General features: G+C 35.2%; 15 protein-coding genes. 6 read left to right on the top strand and 9 right to left on the bottom strand.

The genetic code is table 11. From position 1 onward, the window contains the following. Complete coding sequence (locus E2R68_RS07450) at positions 1–1,530, top strand: ABC transporter substrate-binding protein (protein ID WP_134276962.1); 1,530 nt, start codon at positions 1–3, stop codon at positions 1,528–1,530. 132 nt (positions 1,531–1,662) lie between these two features. Here E2R68_RS07450 and dxs read toward each other — a convergent pair whose 3' ends face one another. From dxs to xseB, 3 genes are read right to left on the bottom strand one after another with little or no spacing between them, the layout of a single operon-like run. Then, the gene (dxs, locus tag E2R68_RS07445; RefSeq protein ID WP_134276960.1) at positions 1,663–3,525 is read right to left on the bottom strand and encodes a 1-deoxy-D-xylulose-5-phosphate synthase; all 1,863 of its coding nucleotides are present in this window, start codon (positions 3,523–3,525) and stop codon (positions 1,663–1,665) included. Between the two features lie 2 nt (positions 3,526–3,527). Next, positions 3,528–4,418, bottom strand: a complete 891-nt coding sequence (gene ispA, locus E2R68_RS07440) for a (2E,6E)-farnesyl diphosphate synthase (protein ID WP_134276959.1) — start codon at positions 4,416–4,418, stop codon at positions 3,528–3,530. A 31-nt stretch (positions 4,419–4,449) separates the two neighbouring features. Continuing rightward, on the bottom strand, positions 4,450–4,683 hold the full coding sequence (gene xseB, locus E2R68_RS07435) for an exodeoxyribonuclease VII small subunit (RefSeq protein ID WP_134276957.1): 234 nt from the start codon (positions 4,681–4,683) through the stop codon (positions 4,450–4,452). Positions 4,684–5,215: 532 nt separating this feature from the next. On the opposite strand from xseB, the gene E2R68_RS07430 reads away from it, so the two are divergent. Beyond that, positions 5,216–7,246 (top strand): transporter substrate-binding domain-containing protein, encoded by a 2,031-nt coding sequence (locus E2R68_RS07430; protein WP_134276955.1) that lies wholly within the window; start codon positions 5,216–5,218, stop codon positions 7,244–7,246. Between the two features lie 307 nt (positions 7,247–7,553). On the opposite strand, the gene E2R68_RS14200 is transcribed toward E2R68_RS07430, so the two are convergent. The 3 genes from E2R68_RS14200 to rnd all read right to left on the bottom strand — a co-directional run bounded on the left by E2R68_RS14200 (position 7,554) and on the right by rnd (position 10,752). Then, a complete protein-coding gene (locus tag E2R68_RS14200) occupies positions 7,554–8,126 on the bottom strand; it encodes a type II secretion system protein (RefSeq protein ID WP_134276953.1) in 573 nt (190 codons plus the stop codon). A 1-nt stretch (position 8,127) separates the two neighbouring features. After that, positions 8,128–9,489: an AmpG family muropeptide MFS transporter gene (locus E2R68_RS07420; protein ID WP_134276952.1), complete on the bottom strand. Its 1,362-nt coding sequence runs from the start codon at positions 9,487–9,489 to the stop codon at positions 8,128–8,130. A 153-nt stretch (positions 9,490–9,642) separates the two neighbouring features. Further along, the gene (rnd, locus tag E2R68_RS07415; protein WP_134276950.1) at positions 9,643–10,752 is read right to left on the bottom strand and encodes a ribonuclease D; all 1,110 of its coding nucleotides are present in this window, start codon (positions 10,750–10,752) and stop codon (positions 9,643–9,645) included. Positions 10,753–11,059: 307 nt separating this feature from the next. On the opposite strand from rnd, the gene leuC reads away from it, so the two are divergent. The 4 genes from leuC (at position 11,060) to E2R68_RS07395 (ending at position 15,377) form a co-directional block, all read left to right on the top strand. Continuing rightward, complete coding sequence (leuC, locus tag E2R68_RS07410) at positions 11,060–12,457, top strand: 3-isopropylmalate dehydratase large subunit (RefSeq protein WP_134276948.1); 1,398 nt, start codon at positions 11,060–11,062, stop codon at positions 12,455–12,457. A 10-nt stretch (positions 12,458–12,467) separates the two neighbouring features. Continuing rightward, complete coding sequence (leuD, locus tag E2R68_RS07405; RefSeq protein WP_134276946.1) at positions 12,468–13,088, top strand: 3-isopropylmalate dehydratase small subunit; 621 nt, start codon at positions 12,468–12,470, stop codon at positions 13,086–13,088. 130 nt (positions 13,089–13,218) lie between these two features. After that, positions 13,219–14,757: a hydroxymethylglutaryl-CoA lyase-like TIM-barrel protein gene (locus E2R68_RS07400; protein WP_134276944.1), complete on the top strand. Its 1,539-nt coding sequence runs from the start codon at positions 13,219–13,221 to the stop codon at positions 14,755–14,757. Between the two features lie 188 nt (positions 14,758–14,945). Further along, complete coding sequence (locus tag E2R68_RS07395) at positions 14,946–15,377, top strand: DUF3010 family protein (protein WP_134276942.1); 432 nt, start codon at positions 14,946–14,948, stop codon at positions 15,375–15,377. A gap of 328 nt (positions 15,378–15,705) precedes the next feature. On the opposite strand, the gene E2R68_RS07390 is transcribed toward E2R68_RS07395, so the two are convergent. The 3 genes from E2R68_RS07390 to nrdB all read right to left on the bottom strand — a co-directional run bounded on the left by E2R68_RS07390 (position 15,706) and on the right by nrdB (position 18,940). Continuing rightward, positions 15,706–17,376, bottom strand: coding sequence for a tetratricopeptide repeat protein (locus E2R68_RS07390; RefSeq protein ID WP_134276940.1), 1,671 nt, complete (start codon positions 17,374–17,376; stop codon positions 15,706–15,708). Between the two features lie 154 nt (positions 17,377–17,530). Further along, positions 17,531–17,779 carry a class I ribonucleotide reductase maintenance protein YfaE gene (yfaE, locus tag E2R68_RS07385; protein WP_134276938.1) on the bottom strand — a complete coding sequence of 83 codons (249 nt, stop codon included), beginning with the start codon at positions 17,777–17,779 and terminating at the stop codon, positions 17,531–17,533. 15 nt (positions 17,780–17,794) lie between these two features. Further along, on the bottom strand, positions 17,795–18,940 hold the full coding sequence (gene nrdB, locus E2R68_RS07380) for a class Ia ribonucleoside-diphosphate reductase subunit beta (RefSeq protein ID WP_134276936.1): 1,146 nt from the start codon (positions 18,938–18,940) through the stop codon (positions 17,795–17,797). Positions 18,941–18,988: the final 48 nt, after the last annotated feature.

Here is an 18,988-nt window from a genome sequence, read left to right as displayed (position 1 = left end):
ATGCTACAGCGTTGTTTTGTTTTTATTTTACTCTTTTATGCATTAAATAGTATTGCACAGAGCCAAGCTGTATTAACTCCTCCTGTTGTCACGATTGCGATAGAGAAAACACCAACTTCATTTAATCCTTTTGTTAGTAAAGAATTATTTTCTCAGCAATTTAAACATCTATTTTTTGATCCTTTATTTCGTTGGGGGACACAAAATAAATTAGAGATGCGTTTAGTAGAACACTGGGAACGTATTGATAATAAAACAGTGCGTTTTCATTTACGTCCTGATATCCATTTTCATTCTGGTAACCTACTAACATCTAAGGATGTTATTTGGTCTTTTCAAGAAGCTAAAAAGCAAACTAATTCTGTTTTTTTTAGTAAAATAGAATCGATAAAACAACGTAATAAATACAGTTTTGATATTCGTTCTACATTAACGAACTTTCAGCTTTTTGATTATTTAACTTATGTTTTTATACTTGATTCTGATTTTTATAAAAACAATATGGCATTGCTTAATCCTGCCGCTTCTATTTTACTACCTCCTATTGAAAAGTTACCGATTTCGGGGACTGGACCGTATCAAATATATAAATTTAACCCAATATTAGGTATTGAGGTGATTGCCAATGAACATTATTGGGGACAGGTACCTGAAATGAAGCATTTACGTTTCATGCGAATTAAAAATGCGCAATCTCGTTTGTTTGCTTTATTAGCTGATGATGTGCAAGTGAGTTACTCGGTACCCAATAAAAACGTACATGATCTTTCAAGAAATTCTGGAAAGCATTTAATTAAGGTGCCTTCATCGAATGCGATTTTTCTTACTATCAACGATAAATTATCACCAGTATTACATAATAGAGAAGTGCGTAAAGCTATCCGCTTAGCTATTGATCAGCAAAGTATGCTAAAAAATATCTTAAACAATAGTGGGCGTGTTAATAATTCTTTTATGACATTAGCTGAAAGTAAAGTACCTGAACAGATGGGGAAAATGTGCTTAGCACCACCTGAATATGATTTAAATAAAGCCAAAAAAATGCTCAAGAATGTTAAATTACCTAAGCAGATGTCAATGTTAGTTATGTTAGATAACTTAGGGAATTCAGAGCAAGTGGCGAATGCATTAAGTTATATGCTTAATCAGATTGGTATTAAATTAGTGATTCAAAAAACAGGATCTAAAGATCTTTGGAATAAAACAAACCTCTATTATGATTTTACAGTGACTGCTTTGCATACGCGACTAATGAGCCGTGAGAATGTTTATAGTGCACTTTTTAGTAATAGCTTTTTAACTAATTATTTGAAAAACAAATTTTCAGAAGAAAATATTGTCAGTGACTTTCAGAAAAAATCAGAATATTTTGAATCATTACAGAGAGATGATTGGGTGATCCCATTGCTATTTCAGGATCAGGTTTGGGTTGAAAATGGGGATATTAATTTACAGGATATCTTCTCCACAAACTCGATACCGTATTGGTCTTTATTAAAAATGGAGACTAAAGCTGCTAAGCAAAATTAGAGCAATTATCGTAAATAATTGCTCTAATTTTGCTTAAGACAATTTATTCTTCGTTATAAATTTCGAGAATGAAGCAAGTGCTTACGTCAATTTTATCTTAAATTGAATTGTTTTTACTTTTACAAAAAAAATTTATTTGCTAAAAAAACTAAGTATCTGCTCTTCAATGCCTTCACTATCAAGTTTTAACATGCTATAAATTTCTTGCTGAGTACCTTGTTCGATAAACGTATCAGGTAAACCCAAATGTAATACTTTACCTTGATATTGTAGAGTAGTTAAAAACTCACTCACTGCAGAGCCAGCGCCACCTACGATACTATTTTCTTCAATGGTTACAACTTGAGAGTGTGTTTGTGAAAGCTGCGTTAATAATGCTTTATCTAACGGTTTAACAAAACGCATATCAACTAAGGTTGTATTTAATTTTTCTGCAACAGGAATAGCTGCTTGTAAAAAAGTACCAAAACATAAAATAAGTGTTGTTTTGCCTTCTTTAATTAGTTTAGCTTTGCCTATTTCTAACTGTGTCATTGTTGGTTTTACTGCTACGCCTGTTCCACTACCACGTGGATAACGGACCGCTGCAGGCGTATTTAATAAGTGTCCTGTATATAACATATCGCGGCATTCTTGTTCATCGGAAGGCGTCATTATGGTCATATTAGGTACGCAGCGTAAGAAACTTAAATCGTAAGCTCCTTGATGAGTTGGCCCATCTGCTCCAACCACACCAGCTCTATCTATTGCAAATAATACCCCAAGGTTTTGAATCGCTACATCATGGATAACCTGATCATATGCACGTTGTAAAAAGCTAGAATAGATAGCAACAATAGGATTTAAATCTGCAATGGCCATACCTGCTGCTAATGTGACGGCATGCTGTTCTGCAATGGCAACATCGTAGTATTTATCTGGATGACGTTTTGAAAACTCAACCATGCCTGAACCTTCACGCATTGCAGGAGTGATTGCTGTTAATTTTGGATCTTGGTCAGCCATATTATTTAGCCATTGACCAAATATCTGAGAAAAAGTTGGGGTACTGGCTTTAGGTTTTGGTAATGCTTCATCTGGAGTAAATTTAGGAACCGCATGATAACCAATAGGGTCTAATTCAGCTTGCTTATAGCCTTTACCTTTTTTGGTCATGATATGTAAAAACTGAGGGCCTGAATGAGAGCGCATATTACGTAAAGTATCAACTAAATCCATTACATTATGACCATCCATTGGGCCAATATAATTAAAGCCAAACTCTTCAAAAATAGTGGCAGGGGATACCATGCCTTTTAAATGTTCTTCAGTTTTTTTAGCTAATTCTTTAATGGGAGGTAATGTTGATAATACCTTTTTACTACCTTCGCGTAATTGAGTGTACAAATCACCTGAGAGGATTTTGGCTAAATGATTATTTAATGCACCTACATTTTCAGAAATAGACATTTCGTTATCATTAAGTACAACTAACATATCGTTATGTAATGCACCTGCATGATTTAACGCTTCAAATGCCATGCCTGCAGTAATTGCTCCATCACCGATTACAGCGACTACTTTACGGTCTTTCTTTTCTTTTTCAGCAGCAATCGCTAACCCTAAAGCAGCACCAATCGAAGTTGATGAATGACCAACACTTAATACATCATATTCACTCTCTTCACGCCAAGGGAATGGGTGTAAGCCTTTGAACTGTCGAATACTTGCCATTTGATCACGGCGACCCGTTAGTATTTTATGAGGATAAGCTTGATGGCCTACATCCCATATAAGATGATCAAAAGGAGTGTGATATACATAATGTAAAGCAACCGTTAATTCAACAACCCCTAGGCCTGATGCAAGGTGACCGCTGGTTTGGCTAACACTGGTTAATAAAAATTGACGCAATTCTTCACATAACGCAGGTAGCTGCTGTTTTTTTAATAAACGCAGATCTTCTGGGTAGTTTATTTTGGCGAGTAACGGGTAATTTTTTAAATCCAATGGCATATTTATTTATCACGTTTGATGATGTAATGAGCGAACGACTCAAGTAACTGTGTATTATAGGGCAATTGTGATAAAGCATGAAGTGCTTCTTGATATAAGCTATGTGCTTTTTGTTGTGCGCCTTCTAAACCTAATAAAGCTGGGTAGGTTGATTTATTTAATTGCTGATCTGAACCTTGTGGTTTGCCTAGTGTTTCAGTATTGCCAATAACATCTAAGATGTCGTCTTGTACTTGAAAAGCTAACCCGATTGCAGTCGCAAATTGAGTCAATAATACAAATTCATGCTCTTCAATATTATTTTTGGTTAAGGCGCCCATTTGTACAGCAGCGATGATCAAAGCACCTGTTTTAGCATTATGGATGTTTTGTAGCTGGTTTAAAGAGATCGCTGTATTTTCAGCTGTTATGTCGAGAAGTTGCCCAGCACACATGCCTTTTTCCCCTGACGCTTTTGCTAAAGTACTGATAATTTTTAGCTGTGCTCTAGGTAATATTGCTTCCATATCCGAGGATAAAATATCAAAGGCTAATGTTTGTAATGCATCTCCAGCTAAAATTGCCGTCGCATCATTATATTTTATGTGGCAAGTAGGGTTGCCTCGGCGTAAAGCGTCGTCATCCATAGCGGGTAAATCATCATGAATTAATGAATAGGCATGAATACATTCAATAGATGCCGCAATAGGGTCAAGGGTTTCTAATTTACTACCGAGCATTTCACCAACTGCATAAACTAAAAAAGGTCTGACTCGTTTTCCACCTAATAAAGCACCATAAGCCATTGCTTCATTTAAGGTTTCTGCAATCGGGTTGCTATGATAAATATATTGTTCAAGTTGCTGATTTACCCGCACTTGGTATTGTTGCATTGCAGATGTTAATTGGATCATGTAGGCCGCTTAATATTGAAATATAAGAAAACTATTCTTTAAAATCTTGTAAAGGTGTTTGCACATCATTTTGCATTAAAATGCTAACCTGTTGTTGTGCATGTTGTAATTTTTGGCTGTTACTACGAGCTAATGAAATACCTCGTTCAAATTGTTTTAATGCTTCTTCTAATGGTAGGTCACCTTGCTCTAGGTGTTGAACAATCTGTTCAAGTTCACCAATTGCTTCTTCATATTGCATATTTTCAGGTTTTTTAAGGGCCATGAGTATTCTCTTTTTCTGATTTTCTGCAAGATTACCGTGACTGTTTAATATGTCAAACTAAGGGGCATAAATAATTGCTAAATAGTGAGTTTTAAAGTGTTAAATATTAAAAAATAAAAGATTATTCTCAGCCTGATGCTGTAGTTTATAACTTAAGATAAAGGCTTTTATTTACTTTCTATCTAAAATAAGTAAATTAATGAACTATTAGATGTAACTGTTTGGTCATTAAAGTACAGATATTATAATTTAACGACTAATATTGATTTATGTTGTAGGCTAGTAGTTAGTAAAATGAAGCTTTAATCTAATTAACGTGACCAAAGCTATATATTTGCTGCAATTGAATATCTTTCTTAATAAGATCATACCACTACAGATCATCATATGATCTTATTCGCTTTATATTTTTATACATTATTATTGCTGCTCACTACTTAGAAAAACAATGGAATAGGTTTTAGTAATGACTGCTTGAACATTATCTAATACCAAAAGTTATTAATTACTAATATAAATAGAAAGGAAATCTATGTTTATTATTCGTTTTTTAATCTTATGTTTATCGGTAATAAGTCCATTTACCATGGCGGTTGCTTTAACAGAAGATAAATCCTCCTTTAAAGTCTTAACCTGGGCTGGGTGGGATACTTATTTACCTCGTGCAGCTCACCCTCAAGATCTTGAAGTGCAATACCTTCAACAATTTGCTGAATTACATGGTTTGAATTTTGAACAAATCAAAGTGGCTCAATTTGATGAGTTATTCACTAAGCTTGCTGCCGGTGAAGGTGATGTCATTGCTGCTAATCTAACAGTAACTAAACAACGTAAAAAATTAGCTAATTTTACTGAAGCTTTTATTCAGAGTAATGAATACTTATTAATGGGTAAGAATTCAAAAGAATTAAAGAGTGGTAAAGATCTAAATGGTCGAGAGGTGGTCATTCAAAAGGGAAAAAGCTATGAATTGACGGCATTAGGACTACAAAAAGTTTATCCTAAAATGCGTATACGCTACATTGATACGAGTATTAGTACTGAGGTTTTATATGACAGACTTGCTAGCGGCGAATATGATTTAGCAATACAAGATCAGAATCTAATTAACGCAGCGTTAGATTACCGTGATGATATTAAACAAAGTTTACAAGCAAGTGGAAAGCGCGATATCGCATGGGCTGTTGCTCTGGGTAATAAAAATCTTCAAAAAAAATTAAACTACTTTCTTTTCTCTCAAAAACTAGCAGCGACACAAAATAAGTTTTATGCAAATAAATGGAAAAAAATAAAAGCCACTAGAACCATTCGTTTTGTTCTTCGTAACAACCTTTCATCTTATTATATTTGGCGTGGAGAATTATTAGGTTTTCATTATGAATTAGCTAAACGTTTTGCTAAAGAGCATAAGCTACGTTATGAAATAATTGTGGCGCCTAACAATGTCGCATTATTGGATTATTTAATCGAAGATAAGGCTGATATTGCTTTAGGGTTTTTAACGCCAACAGCATCTAGAAGAGCTAAAGGAATTGATTTTTCTCGCCCTTATCATTATGCCTCTGAATTGGTGATTGGTGGCGATCAAGTCACTGGCATTGAAACACCTGAAGACCTCTCGGGTCATACGATTTATACACGAGCTTCTAGTGCCTATTGGAGTACGGCAGTTGATCTTCAAAAAACAGTTAAAAACCTTAAGCTTGTGGCTGTACCTGAAAATATGGAAACTGAATCCATTCTTGAAGCTGTAGGTGATAAACAATATGAAATGACGATTGCTGATAGTCATATTGTCGATATTGAAATGACTTTTCGTGATGATATCCAATCATTTATGGCATTAGGTGAGCCTAAAGCACAAAGTTGGGCCGTTAAAGCAGGAAATGATGAATTACTAAAGTATATAGATAAGTTCCTTAAGAAACATTATAAAGGGCTGTTTTATAACGTTATATACAATAAATATTTCAAAAACAAAAAACGCTTAGATAAACAATATAAAGGTTATATTGCTGAAATTGAAACGGGTGTCATGTCACCTTATGATGATCTTGTCAAAGTTCATGCAAAAGAATTTAATTTTGATTGGCGCTTATTAGTTGCGCAAATGCATCAAGAAAGTCGCTTTAATCCTAGTGCAAAATCGATGGCAGGAGCACAGGGTTTATTTCAAGTAATGCCTAGAACTGCACAGCAATTAGGTATTTCAGATATGCATGATCCCGAAAAAGGGATTGAAGCAGGTATTCGTTACATGGATTGGGTTCGTAAACGTATGCAAGCTGATAATATACCTGATTCGGAAATTATTTGGTTTACGTTAGCATCTTATAATGCAGGTGCAGGGCATGTCCGAGATGCGATGCGTTTAGCAAGGCAGAAAGGGTGGCGAGATGATATTTGGTTTAACCATGTAGAACAAGCTATGTTGTTATTGTCTCAACCTAAATATGCAGCTAAAGCTCGTTATGGTTATGTAAGAGGGCAAGAGCCGGTTACTTACGTACGAGAAATAAAGCGCCGTTATGATACTTACCTTAATATTACTAATCATAAATAATAGTAGTCCTAAAAGTGCCCTGAAAAAACAATTCAATGCTAGGCGTAAATATCATAAATAATTACTCCATTTATGAAAGATATAACAAAGTGGTGAGTTGTTTTAATAAAAAAATAGATCAGCTATTTACTGTGGTTGGAATAATAAAAAGTGAAGAGCGATAACATACTGTATTTTAATGTTGTCGCTTTAGCTTTTGTTTAAAGCCTATATTTAGAATAAGAAAGGAAAGTCTTTTCGGATAGATCTTTAGACCATCTATTCTTTTTCTATAATGAATAGAGGGCTATTTTATTTAGACTATTTATTAACAACCCGTAGTGTCAATATTTGCATAAGGTTTGATACCTCTACCGGATGTATCGGCAATGCTAGTCGCTTTATTAGGAGTGAAATAATAAACAATGCACTGATCTTCTATATTTGTGCCTTTAGGATAAATCACAAATCCTCGTCCTTCACTACTGCTTGTATAACCTCGATTACTAAACCATTGAGTACTTCGTTCTCTGACACACCAGTTAGTTGGTTTATCATTGCAATCATCTGAATTCGAGTAGGTAACTTGATCCATATGTACTAACTTATCGAAAGCACCTATCCATCTTCCATCTGCGTATTCGCCTCGAATTAAAATAGATTGCCCATCTTTTAATGTAAAACTCTTTTTATCATCACTAATATTATTAGGATTTATTTGAATTTGCATATGTGCTAAATCTGCCGCACTTAGTAAAGCAGCACGCATTGCTTTCATTGAAGATAGCTTGGCATCATCTTGTATATTGATAAATTTAGGGAGAGCAACGACAGCCATAATTGCTAAAATCACAATTACGAGGACGAGTTCTATTAATGTAAATCCCTGTCTTTTATCCATACTATTCCTCGATAACTTTCTTTAATACAATAATTAAACCTAATACCGGAACACCTATTAGTGCAGAGGCGACAAAGAAGTTAACATAACCAAAACTATCAACATAAACACCAGAAAAACCGGCGATAAACTTTGGAAACAATAACATCATTGAACTAAAAAGAGCATATTGAGTAGCCGAAAATTCGATATTGGTCAGTTTTGAAATATAAGTAATAAAAGCTGTTGTAGCGATTCCTGCACTTATATTATCCATAGAAATAATTAAAGTTAATAGGGTTAAGTCTTTACCAACAAAGGCTAGTACTGCAAAAATAAGATTAGTGACAACAACTAAAAAAGCCCCCAAAAAGAGAATGCTATAAGTACTATATCTAGTTAATAAAATGCCCCCTAAACCAGCGCCAGCTAACGTCATGATAACCCCAAAAACTTTAGAGATAGCAGCAACTTCACCTTTACTATAGCCCATATCAACATAAAAAGGGTTGGCCATGATCCCCATTACAATATCGGAAATACGATAGGTACCAATGAGTAATAATATAAGTAGTGCATGCTTGCCATAACGCTGGAAAAAATCAGAGAAGGGCGCAACAATTGCAATTTCTAACCAAGCCCGAAAGCGTACGACAAAGGAAGGTTTAGGCTCGCCTTTTAGTACTTCAGGGTCTGTTGGTAGTTGTAATGTACTTTTATATTTAGGTTCTTCAGCAACAAAAGTGGTGATAATACCGACTGCCATGCAAGCTGCCATAACAAAGTATGAAATGGACCAAGCTGATAATTGATAAGCTTGTGAGTCACTATACCAAGCTGCAATAGCCAGTGAGCCTGCTCCAGCCATGATCATGGCTAAACGATAGCCTGTCATATAAGCAGCAGCCATGGCGGCTTGAAATTTCTCTGGTGCTGATTCAATTCGAAAAGCATCAATAACAATGTCTTGAGTTGCAGAACTATAAGCAACAATTAAAGCGCAAATAGCAAATAAGGTAAGATTTTGTTGTGGATCACTCATTGCCATACCAATGATAGCAAGTGTGATAGATACTTGAGAGAGTAATAACCAAGCCCGTCGACGACCAAGCCATTGTGTTAATATCGGAATAGATAATCGATCAACAAAAGGTGACCATACCCATTTAAAGGCATAAGCAAGTGCTATCCAACTAAAAAAACCTATGCTTGCACGGCTAACACCCGCTTCTCGTAACCAAAATGAAAGTGTGGAAAAAACTAATAAGATAGGTAATCCGGCAGAAAAGCCAAAAAAGAATAATATAGCAACTCGTTTTTCAAGATAGATTTTGCTACTTTCTAACCAAGAGGGTTTATCTAATACTGGTGTTTTTGTTCGCATGCATTGACTCGATAAAGTGCGATAAGAAGGAGAAAGCAAAAAAGCATGCTGATAAACAATAGGCTTTAATTGCGAAGTTAATTCATAAATTATAAAGAGCGCTATTGTTTATTCAATAGGCTCTTTTATTACGTTTTTTGTATTCAAAATTATTTAATGTTTAAACTGATGCCCGATCAACTCATAACGCCAACCAGTTAATAGTTTAGGTTTACTTGCTGTTTGGCGCTGCTCATCATTTAATTTCCATGACCAGCTTAAATATTCATTAATGATCCTCTTTGAGGCAATTAACTCTACAGGTAGTTCATATTTTTCTGCACACTCTTTTATTTTATCGCGCATACTTTTAAGTGTTTTTTTATAATCAGGAAAATCGACTAATCGAGAAATAAGTGCAGGATAAGTATCAGGGGCTTGGCTATTCACTTCTTTAATAATAGATAAAATGTTTTCACCATGAATACGTATTTCATTGGGTAATAAATTTAAGCGTTTTAAGTCACTTAAAGAAGATGGTTGATAATAGGCAAGTAGCCATAAATGTTCAGCTTTTACTACAAAGTTAATCGCTAAGTTACGTGCTTGTGCTGTTTCTAATCGCCATTTCGCTAATGCTTTAATGATTGCAAGGCTGTGTCTGTCTAATTTAAAAAGGTTATCGAGCGCTTTATAAGCGTTGTCTGGTTTTTGCTGCTTCATTTTCTGGTCAAGGATCATTTGGCATTCTTGCTCAAAAAAGTCAGTCATCTTTTTTTCTGCAAGTTGTACCTGCAATACTTCTAAACTTGGTTGTAAATATAATACATCGGCTGCAGCATAGTGCTGTTGTTTCTCACTCAGAGGGCGAGCACACCAATCGGTACGAGATTCCCCTTTATCTAAAACAATGCCTTCCATTAACTCAACCATTTTAGCGTAGCCTAAAGAGTTACCGTGATTTAAGAAAGCACAAGCTACTTGTGTGTCAAATAACTTAATATTCAAATCACCTTTTTGCTGCTTAATAATTTCTAAATCTTCACTACTCGCATGCAATATACAAGGTTTGTTATCGATTGCCTGCCAAAATAAGGTGATATCACCAATTGAAATAGGGTCGATTAATACAATTCTTTTATTTTGTGAAACTTGCAGTAAACCTAAATTGGCAAAAAATGTGCGGGTGCGTACAAACTCAGTATCCAAAGAGATCGGTGAGCTATCTAATGTGGCAACATACTCAATTAATTTTTCTTGCGTTGTTATCATCTCAAATTGCATTACTGGCAGACCTAAAGCGGGATTATATATGTGACTATCTTACGGAAATTGTTATATTTTTTCTATTGAAATATTGCTTAAATCAGTTTTAGGCTAAATCTACTTTTTTGCATAAAATTTGTTGTTTTTTGCATAAATATTTAATTGAGTTATATAAATTGAAGTCCGTATATTGTGCGTTTGTTCTGGATCAATTAGAATGCACCTTTACAAATACATCGCAATCTGCTTATTGATAATCATTCGTATTATCAATTTGTTTAGATCGGTAAACAAGATTTTAAGTAACAGCGTGGTAAGGGAAACAATGACTAGAACAATGTATGAAAAAATCTGGGATGCGAACTTAGTGCATGAACCAGAAGCAGGCTCTCCGCTTTTGTTTGTTGATAGACACCTAATGCATGAAGTAACAAGCCCACAGGCTTTTGAAGGTCTTCGTCTACAAAAACGTAAAGTACGTAACGTACATAGTATTCTAGGTACAATAGATCACTGTGTACCAACAAAAGACCGCTTCAATATTGTTGATGTTATCGCTAAAAAACAAGTTGAAACGATGACAGCAAACTGTGAAGAAAATGAAATTAATCTTTATGGTATGAATAGTAATCAAAATGGTGTTATTCACATCGTTGTACCTGAGCATGGTTTTGTTCATCCTGGTATGGTTGTTTGTTGTGGTGATAGCCATACTGCAACACATGGTGCATTTGGTGCATTAGCGTTTGGTATTGGTACATCTGAAGTTGAACACGTGATGGCGACACAAACGTTACAACAGAAGAAAGCTAAAACAATGTTAGTTAAAGTAGAAGGTAAACTTCCTGCTTTTTCAACTGCGAAAGATATTGCATTAGCAATCATTGCTAAAACAGGTACTGCTGGCGGTACTGGTTACGTAATGGAATTTGCAGGAAATACAATTACTGATCTTTCAATGGAAGGTCGTATGACATTATGTAATATGGCTATCGAAGCTGGTGCTCGTGCAGGTCTTGTTGCTCCAGATCAAGTGACATTTGATTACCTTGAAGGTAAAGAGTTCGCACCAAAAGGTAAAGATTGGCCAGTTGCTGTTGAATACTGGAAATCACTTGTTTCAGACGAAGGTGCTGAATTTGATGCTGTGATTGAACTTAAAGCTGAAGATATTGCACCGCAAGTTTCTTGGGGTACATCTCCAGAGCAAGTTATCTCAGTTACTGGTGTTGTTCCTTCACCGTCTGATTTCACTAATGAAGTTAAATCTCAAGCATGTGCAAGCGCACTTAAATACATGGCATTAGATGCAGGTCAAAAAATTACTGATATTAATATCGATATCGTATTTATTGGTTCTTGTACAAATGGTCGTATTGAAGACTTCCGTGCTGCTGCTGAATTGTTAAAAGGCAAAAAAGTTGCTGCTGGCGTTCAAGCAATTGCAGTACCTGGTTCTTTCCCTGTTAAAGTACAAGCAGAAGAAGAAGGACTAGATAAGATCTTTATGGATGCAGGTTGGGAATGGCGTGATCCAGGTTGTTCAATGTGTCTAGCAATGAACGGCGATGAATTAAAAGACGGTCAACGTAGTGCATCTACTTCAAACCGTAATTTCGAAGGTCGTCAAGGTAAAGGTGGTCGTACTCACCTTGTATCACCAGCAATGGCTGCTGCAGCATCAGTTGCAGGTCACTTTGTAGATATTCGAGATTGGAAATAGGGGCGAGATAATGCAACCATATATTAAACATACAAGTATCGCAGCGTTAATGGATCGTAGTAACGTCGATACGGATCAAATCATTCCAAAAAACTTTATGAAAAAAGTTGAACGTACAGGTTTTGGTATTAACTTATTTCATAACTGGCGTTACCTTGCAGATAATGTAACACCGAATCCTGAGTTTGAATTAAACAAACCTGCTTTTCAAGGTGCTAAAATTTTAGTTGCTGGTGAAAACTTTGGTTGTGGTTCTTCTCGTGAGCATGCTCCATGGGCAATTGCTGATTATGGATTTAATACTATTATTTCAACTAGCTTTGCTGATATATTCTTCAGTAACTGTTTTAAAAACAGTATTTTACCAATCGTCGTAACTGATGAGCAATTAGCTGAATTGATGGCTGAAATCGCAGGAAATGAAGGTGTTGAATTTACTGTTGATTTAGAAGCTCAAAAAGTAACAACACCAGGTGGTCTTTCAATTGCTTTTGAAGTTGATGCATTCCGTAAGGAATCATTACTTGAAGGCCTTGATGACATCGCTTGGACACTTAAACATGAAGAGCAAATCTCTGCATATGAAAATGCACAGAAAAAACGCTTACCGTGGTTATGGCCTAGCGCTTAATTAATACAGTTTAAAAACATCATTTAAAAGGCGCACCTGTTGCGCCTTTTTTATCGAAAACTTATTGCAGTAAACTACTCATCATTAGTGCAATACGCTTTTACCTTAAAGATCATAAGTGGAGTAAACAATGACACAAAATAATGTCACTGTGCAGTTGATGGATACAACGTTACGCGATGGAGAGCAAACTCAAGGTGTTTCATTTTCTCCTGCTGAGAAAGTTAGCCTTGCGAAAGCTTTATTACAAAAGCTTAAAATCGATCGTATCGAAGTTGCTTCTGCCCGTGTTTCTGAAGGTGAGAAAGAAGGGGTCACTAAATTAAATACTTGGGCAACGAAAGAAGGCTTAGTTGATCGTATCGAAGTATTAGGTTTTGTGGATCACACGTTAAGTGTTGATTGGATAAAAGATACAGGCGGTCAGGTTTTAAATCTGTTAGCTAAAGGTAGTTTAAAACACTGCTCTGAACAGTTAAAAAAGACGCTTGATGAGCATATAGCTGATGTTAAGCAAACGATTGAATATGCACAGCAGCAAGGTTTAAAAGTTAACATCTATTTAGAAGATTGGTCTAATGGTTACAAAGATAGCCCACAATATGTCTATGACATGTTAAGTAAACTATCAGATGCAAATATTGCACACTTTATGTTGCCAGACACACTTGGCGTGATGTCACCTGATGAAGTGTTTGAAAGTTTAAATGATATGGTGACACGTTTTCCTAACTTGAAATTCGACTTCCATCCTCATAATGATTATGGCTTAGCTACTGCTAATGCAATGTATGCTGTAAAAGCAGGGGTGTCTTCTATTCATTGTACAATGAACTGTTTAGGTGAACGAGCTGGTAATGCTTCTTTATCTCAAGTGGCAGTGGTACTAAAAGATAAACTTGGCAAACAAGTGAATATTGATGAGTCTGAAATTCACAACTTAAGTAAGTTAGTGGAGAATTTCTCAGGAAAAAGAATTGCAGATAATACCCCGATTGTTGGTGCTGATGTATTCACTCAAACCAGTGGTATTCATGCTGATGGTGATAAAAAAGGTGGATTATATATATCAGCTCTAACTCCGGAACGTTTTGCTCGTTCTCGTAGTTATGCTTTAGGGAAAATGAGTGGTAAAGCTTCTCTGGCTAAAAACTTAGAAGAGATGGATATTTCTCTGGATGCTGATCAGCAGAAAAAACTGTTGCAACGAGTGGTACGCCTTGGTGATCAAAAAGCCACAATTACCACTGATGATCTTCCTTTTATTATTGCTGAGTTATTAGAGCGTAATGAATACAACCATGTTGAACTATTAAATTGTTCTATTAACTCTGGTTTAGACTTAGAGTCGACAGTTAGTATTCGCGTTCGAGTTAATGATCAAATTTATAAAACCAGTGGTAGTGGTAATGGTGGTTTTGATGCCTTTATTGGTGCGATGACAAAAATTCTTGATAAAGATGAATTTATTTTTCCTGAATTAGTCGATTACCAATTACGTATTCCTCCTGGTGGACAAACGAGTGCATTAACAGAATGTTCTGTTACTTGGGTTGATGGTGATGAACAATTTACTACTCGTGGCGTCAATGCTAATCAGGTATTAGCAGGTATTGGAGCTACTATTCGTATGATAAATTTACGCATGCATTCCAAATCAAAAGTGTAAATTAATTTAGTGGTATAGCGATTTACAAGAAAAGCCTTAATCTTTGATTAGGGCTTTTCTATTATGGCGAATATACTATTGCCATTAAGTGTATTAATACGATAGATAAAGCGTGTAATACAAGGTTAAGATAATAATAAAAGTCGGCAAATTGTCGGCGATATAAAGTGATAAAAAGAGGAATAAAAATGAGAGTATGTGGTGTTGAGTTAACAGGTAATGAAGCAGTAATTGCAATCATGCAGTACAAAAATGGTTTATATGACGTGCCTCCTGTACGCACAACAAAACTAACATTAAACGATCCAATCAATACTGAACCTTTAAAAAAGTTTCAATTTGATTTTGCACAGTTAATGAAAGATTACCAAGTTGATAAAGTGATCATTCGTCAACGTGCTTTAAAGGGTAAATTTGCAGGTCATACATTAAGTTTTAAAATTGAAGGTGCATTGCAATTAATGCAAGGTGTTGACGTACAAGTGATAACACCTGACTACATCAAACAAGGTTTAAAACAAGCGCAGAATTCACCAACAGCAGTAGAATTAGGACTTAAAAAGTTTCAAGAGCAAGCAATGTTAACTGCTTTTGGTTACCTAGAACATAAAGTTGATTAAGTTTTATTTTTAGAAAGTAGTTAATTGTATTTGTCATAATGCAATATGAAGGAAAGGGAGGTGAATACTATATATTCATCTCCCTTTTTTATTTTTCATTTTGGCTGCTTATCTAATAAAAGTAACAATAATAAATGTGCTACTAACAAAGATAATAAAGTAGATAAATAAAGCCCTGACAGCAGAAAAGCCACTTATCAATATCACATGAGGCAACTTCCATGGCTAATGCTCTTAGCATTAAAGCTACAGTTGTTACTCCTTGGGAAACCTGATTACTTTTACTAAAAAACAACTAGTGATATAGGAGGGAAGGCTCTCTTGCTTGCTACTCTTGAGGTAGAAACAGTTTATTGTTAGATTGTTTTTGTTGTACCTTTTGTAAATTGAAATGTTCAGGGTAAACATATTCAACAAAGGTCGTGGTATCTGGCCATGCGCGGAAAACATTAATTATGATTTTATCTTTTAAAACCCAATGGAAGCTAGCTGGACCTGTTGTCACATTACCTTTGTTAGAGACAGGTTCACCATAACGTTTACTTAAATCATTTTTTATTCGGACAATTAATTCGGGATCATTTCTACCAACAAATGTGTACATTGCTTGTGCAAATGCATCTTCTCGAGTGTAATTAATGATTAATTTACTCGAACCTTTAATAATGGCCCCCGTAAAATAACTATCAGACCAGGATTGAGGATCTTCTTGAAGTGCTTTAATTGACTGTTGCTTTATTTTTGTACTTAATAACGATCTATTTGAGCATCGAATTAACACTGAAAATAATTGTGTCGTTGCTGTCTCTAAACACTTTTTATGTTTTTTTAAGTGTTCTAATCTTAATTTTGCCCATGGCTGAGACGCTTGTTCATACAAACTAATTGCTTGTGATTTATCTACATTTGTTTGTATACCATGCTCATAAAAATAAGCTAATTTTGCATGAGCTAGTGGATTATTTAATGCTGAAGATTGCTGATAATGCTGTAGTGCTTTTGTTAAATTTTTAGATATGTTGGTTGAATATTGATCACCATGCTCATAAATATACGCTAGTTGATAATGGGCTTGCGCATGATCTCTACGAGCGGCTTCTGTGTACCATTCAACTGCTCTTTGTATATTTTTCTCTGTGCCATTACCAACTTCTGACAACTTTCCTAATTTAAATTGTGCATTAGCGTTGCCTTGTAGTGCTGCTTTGCGGTACCAGAAGTTAGCTTGTTTAAAGTCTACTTCAGTCCCTATTCCAGATTCAAAAATAAGACCTAATTTATAGGCTGCTTGTGAATGACTATTTTTTGCAGAAAGTGTATATAACTCAATCGCTTTATTGTGATTTTGTTTAGTACCAAAAGCATGTTCATACATATGTGCTAATTGATATTGTGCTAAAGCATTCTTTTGATTTGCGGCGCTCTCATACCATTGGATTGCTTTTTTATGGTCTTGTATAACTCCTTTACCTGTTAGATACATATTGCCGAGAGTGATTTGAGCTAATATATGATGCTGTTGCGCAGCTTTTTGATACCAAGTAATTGCTTTTGTAAAATCTATTTTTGTAGCAATACCATGGTGATAATAATAAGCGACTTGATATTGTGAGATGGCATCACCTTGCTTTGCTGCAAGTTTGAAAAGCCTTAAAGCTTTGAGGTTATCTTGTTTTACCCCTTTACCTTTTGCATACATAGTCGCTAATACAAACTGTGCGGCACTATTACCTTTTTCAGCTGACTTTCGATACCAATAGGCTGCTTTTTTATTATCTTGCTGAATGCCTTGCCCACTTTCATACATCCAAGCGAGTGAGTATTGTGCTGCAGTATCTCCTTTCTGTGCAAGAGGCTGCCATATTTTAACTGCTTTTTTAGCATTGCCTGATTTGGCCGCTTCATAACCATCACTAAAGTTAGGTTGTGAAAAAACCACCACAGCAAATAGTGTTATTAATATTGTAAAGGTAAGTTGAGTAAGTGATCTCAGCATCATGCCGAATTAAACTTCCGTGTCTAAAGTACAAAAAATATCATTTATTAATTATCTCATTACCTCTTTAGTAATGGATTGTTATATTTTTTATATTGAGAAGTGTGCAGTACTTTAGTTCACATTTGTTTTATGATTTTTAGTCAAAAAATAGAGGTTAGGGGGCATCAATAGTGATATTTTCTTCACTTTTACTACAGCAAAGTAAGACTTCGTCGCCTCTCAAATAAGCCATTGGAAACTGGCTGTAAGTAACTTTTCCTGAAATTAATTTTGAACGACAAGCACCACAATGGCCTTCTCGACAGTGGAATTCAACCGAAACTGCTTGAGACTCTAAATTCTCAAGCAGTGTTTTTTCAGTATGAAGCGGATATTGTTGACCGTTATAGGTAAGTATTGGCATTATTAATAATGATGTTTATAACTCAAATGTACTTAAGTCTTCACTATCAACGGAACTATTAATTTGTCCCACTAAGTAAGAGCTTATTTCAGCTTCTTGTGGTGCAACTTGTACGTTGTCACTGACTAACCAATGATTAATCCATGGGATTGGGTTATTTTTAACTTCAAAAGGAGCTTCATAACCAATGGCCTGCATACGTTGGTTAGAAATATACTCTACGTATTGGCATAAAATTTGTTCATTTAAACCAATCATTGAGCCATCTTTAAATAAATATTGCGCCCATTCTTTTTCTTGTTGTGCTGCTTTTAAGAAAATTTCACGTCCTTCTGCAAAACATTCTAATGCAATTTCAGCCATTTCAGGATCATCTTTGCCATCAGCCCATAGGTTTAAAATTTGTTGTGTTGAATTTAAATGTAAGGCTTCATCGCGGGCGATTAATTTAATTATTTTTGCATTACCTTCTAATAAATCGCGTTCAGCAAAAGCAAATGAACATGCAAAAGAGACATAAAAACGAATTGCTTCTAATGCGTTAGTAGAGCAGATACATAGATATAATTTTTTCTTAATATCACGTAAAGTAATTTTTTCTGCTTTACCTTGAAGATTAATATACTCAACTTTAGTTTGCTCTAAACCATGTAATTGCATGAACTGCACTGCATGGATCAGTTCGTCATAATAATATGAAATATCAATTGCACGCTTTTGAATTTCATTATTATTAACAATATCTTCAAACACTTCATTTGGATCAGTGAATAGGTTACGTAAAATATGCGTATAACTACGGCTGTGGATTGTTTCAGAAAATGCCCATGTTTCAATCCAAGTTTCTAGTTCAGGTAGTGATACGATAGGTAATAATGCAACATTTGGGCTACGACCTTGAATTGAATCAAGCAGTGTTTGATATTTTAAATTTGAGATGAAGATATGTTGCTCATGATCAGGAAGATTTAAAAAATCGATACGATCTCGACTTACATCAATCTCTTCAGGACGCCAAAAAAATGAAAGCTGTTTTTCAATTAATTTTTCAAATACTTCAAATTTTTGTTGATCATAACGAGCCACGTTAACAGGGTTACCAAAAAACATTGGCTCTTTAAGTGCATCGTTAGAAAGAGTAGAGAAAGTAGTGTAAGCCATGTGACTCTCCGTTAGGCATTTTAATTTTCGACATCTTAACAAAGACAG

Origin of the sequence: Psychromonas algarum (assembly GCF_004376845.1) — a bacterium.
Taxonomy (GTDB): domain Bacteria; phylum Pseudomonadota; class Gammaproteobacteria; order Enterobacterales; family Psychromonadaceae; genus Psychromonas.
Note: the sequence above shows the minus strand (reverse complement) of the source record. Positions and strands in the feature narration are given on the sequence as shown.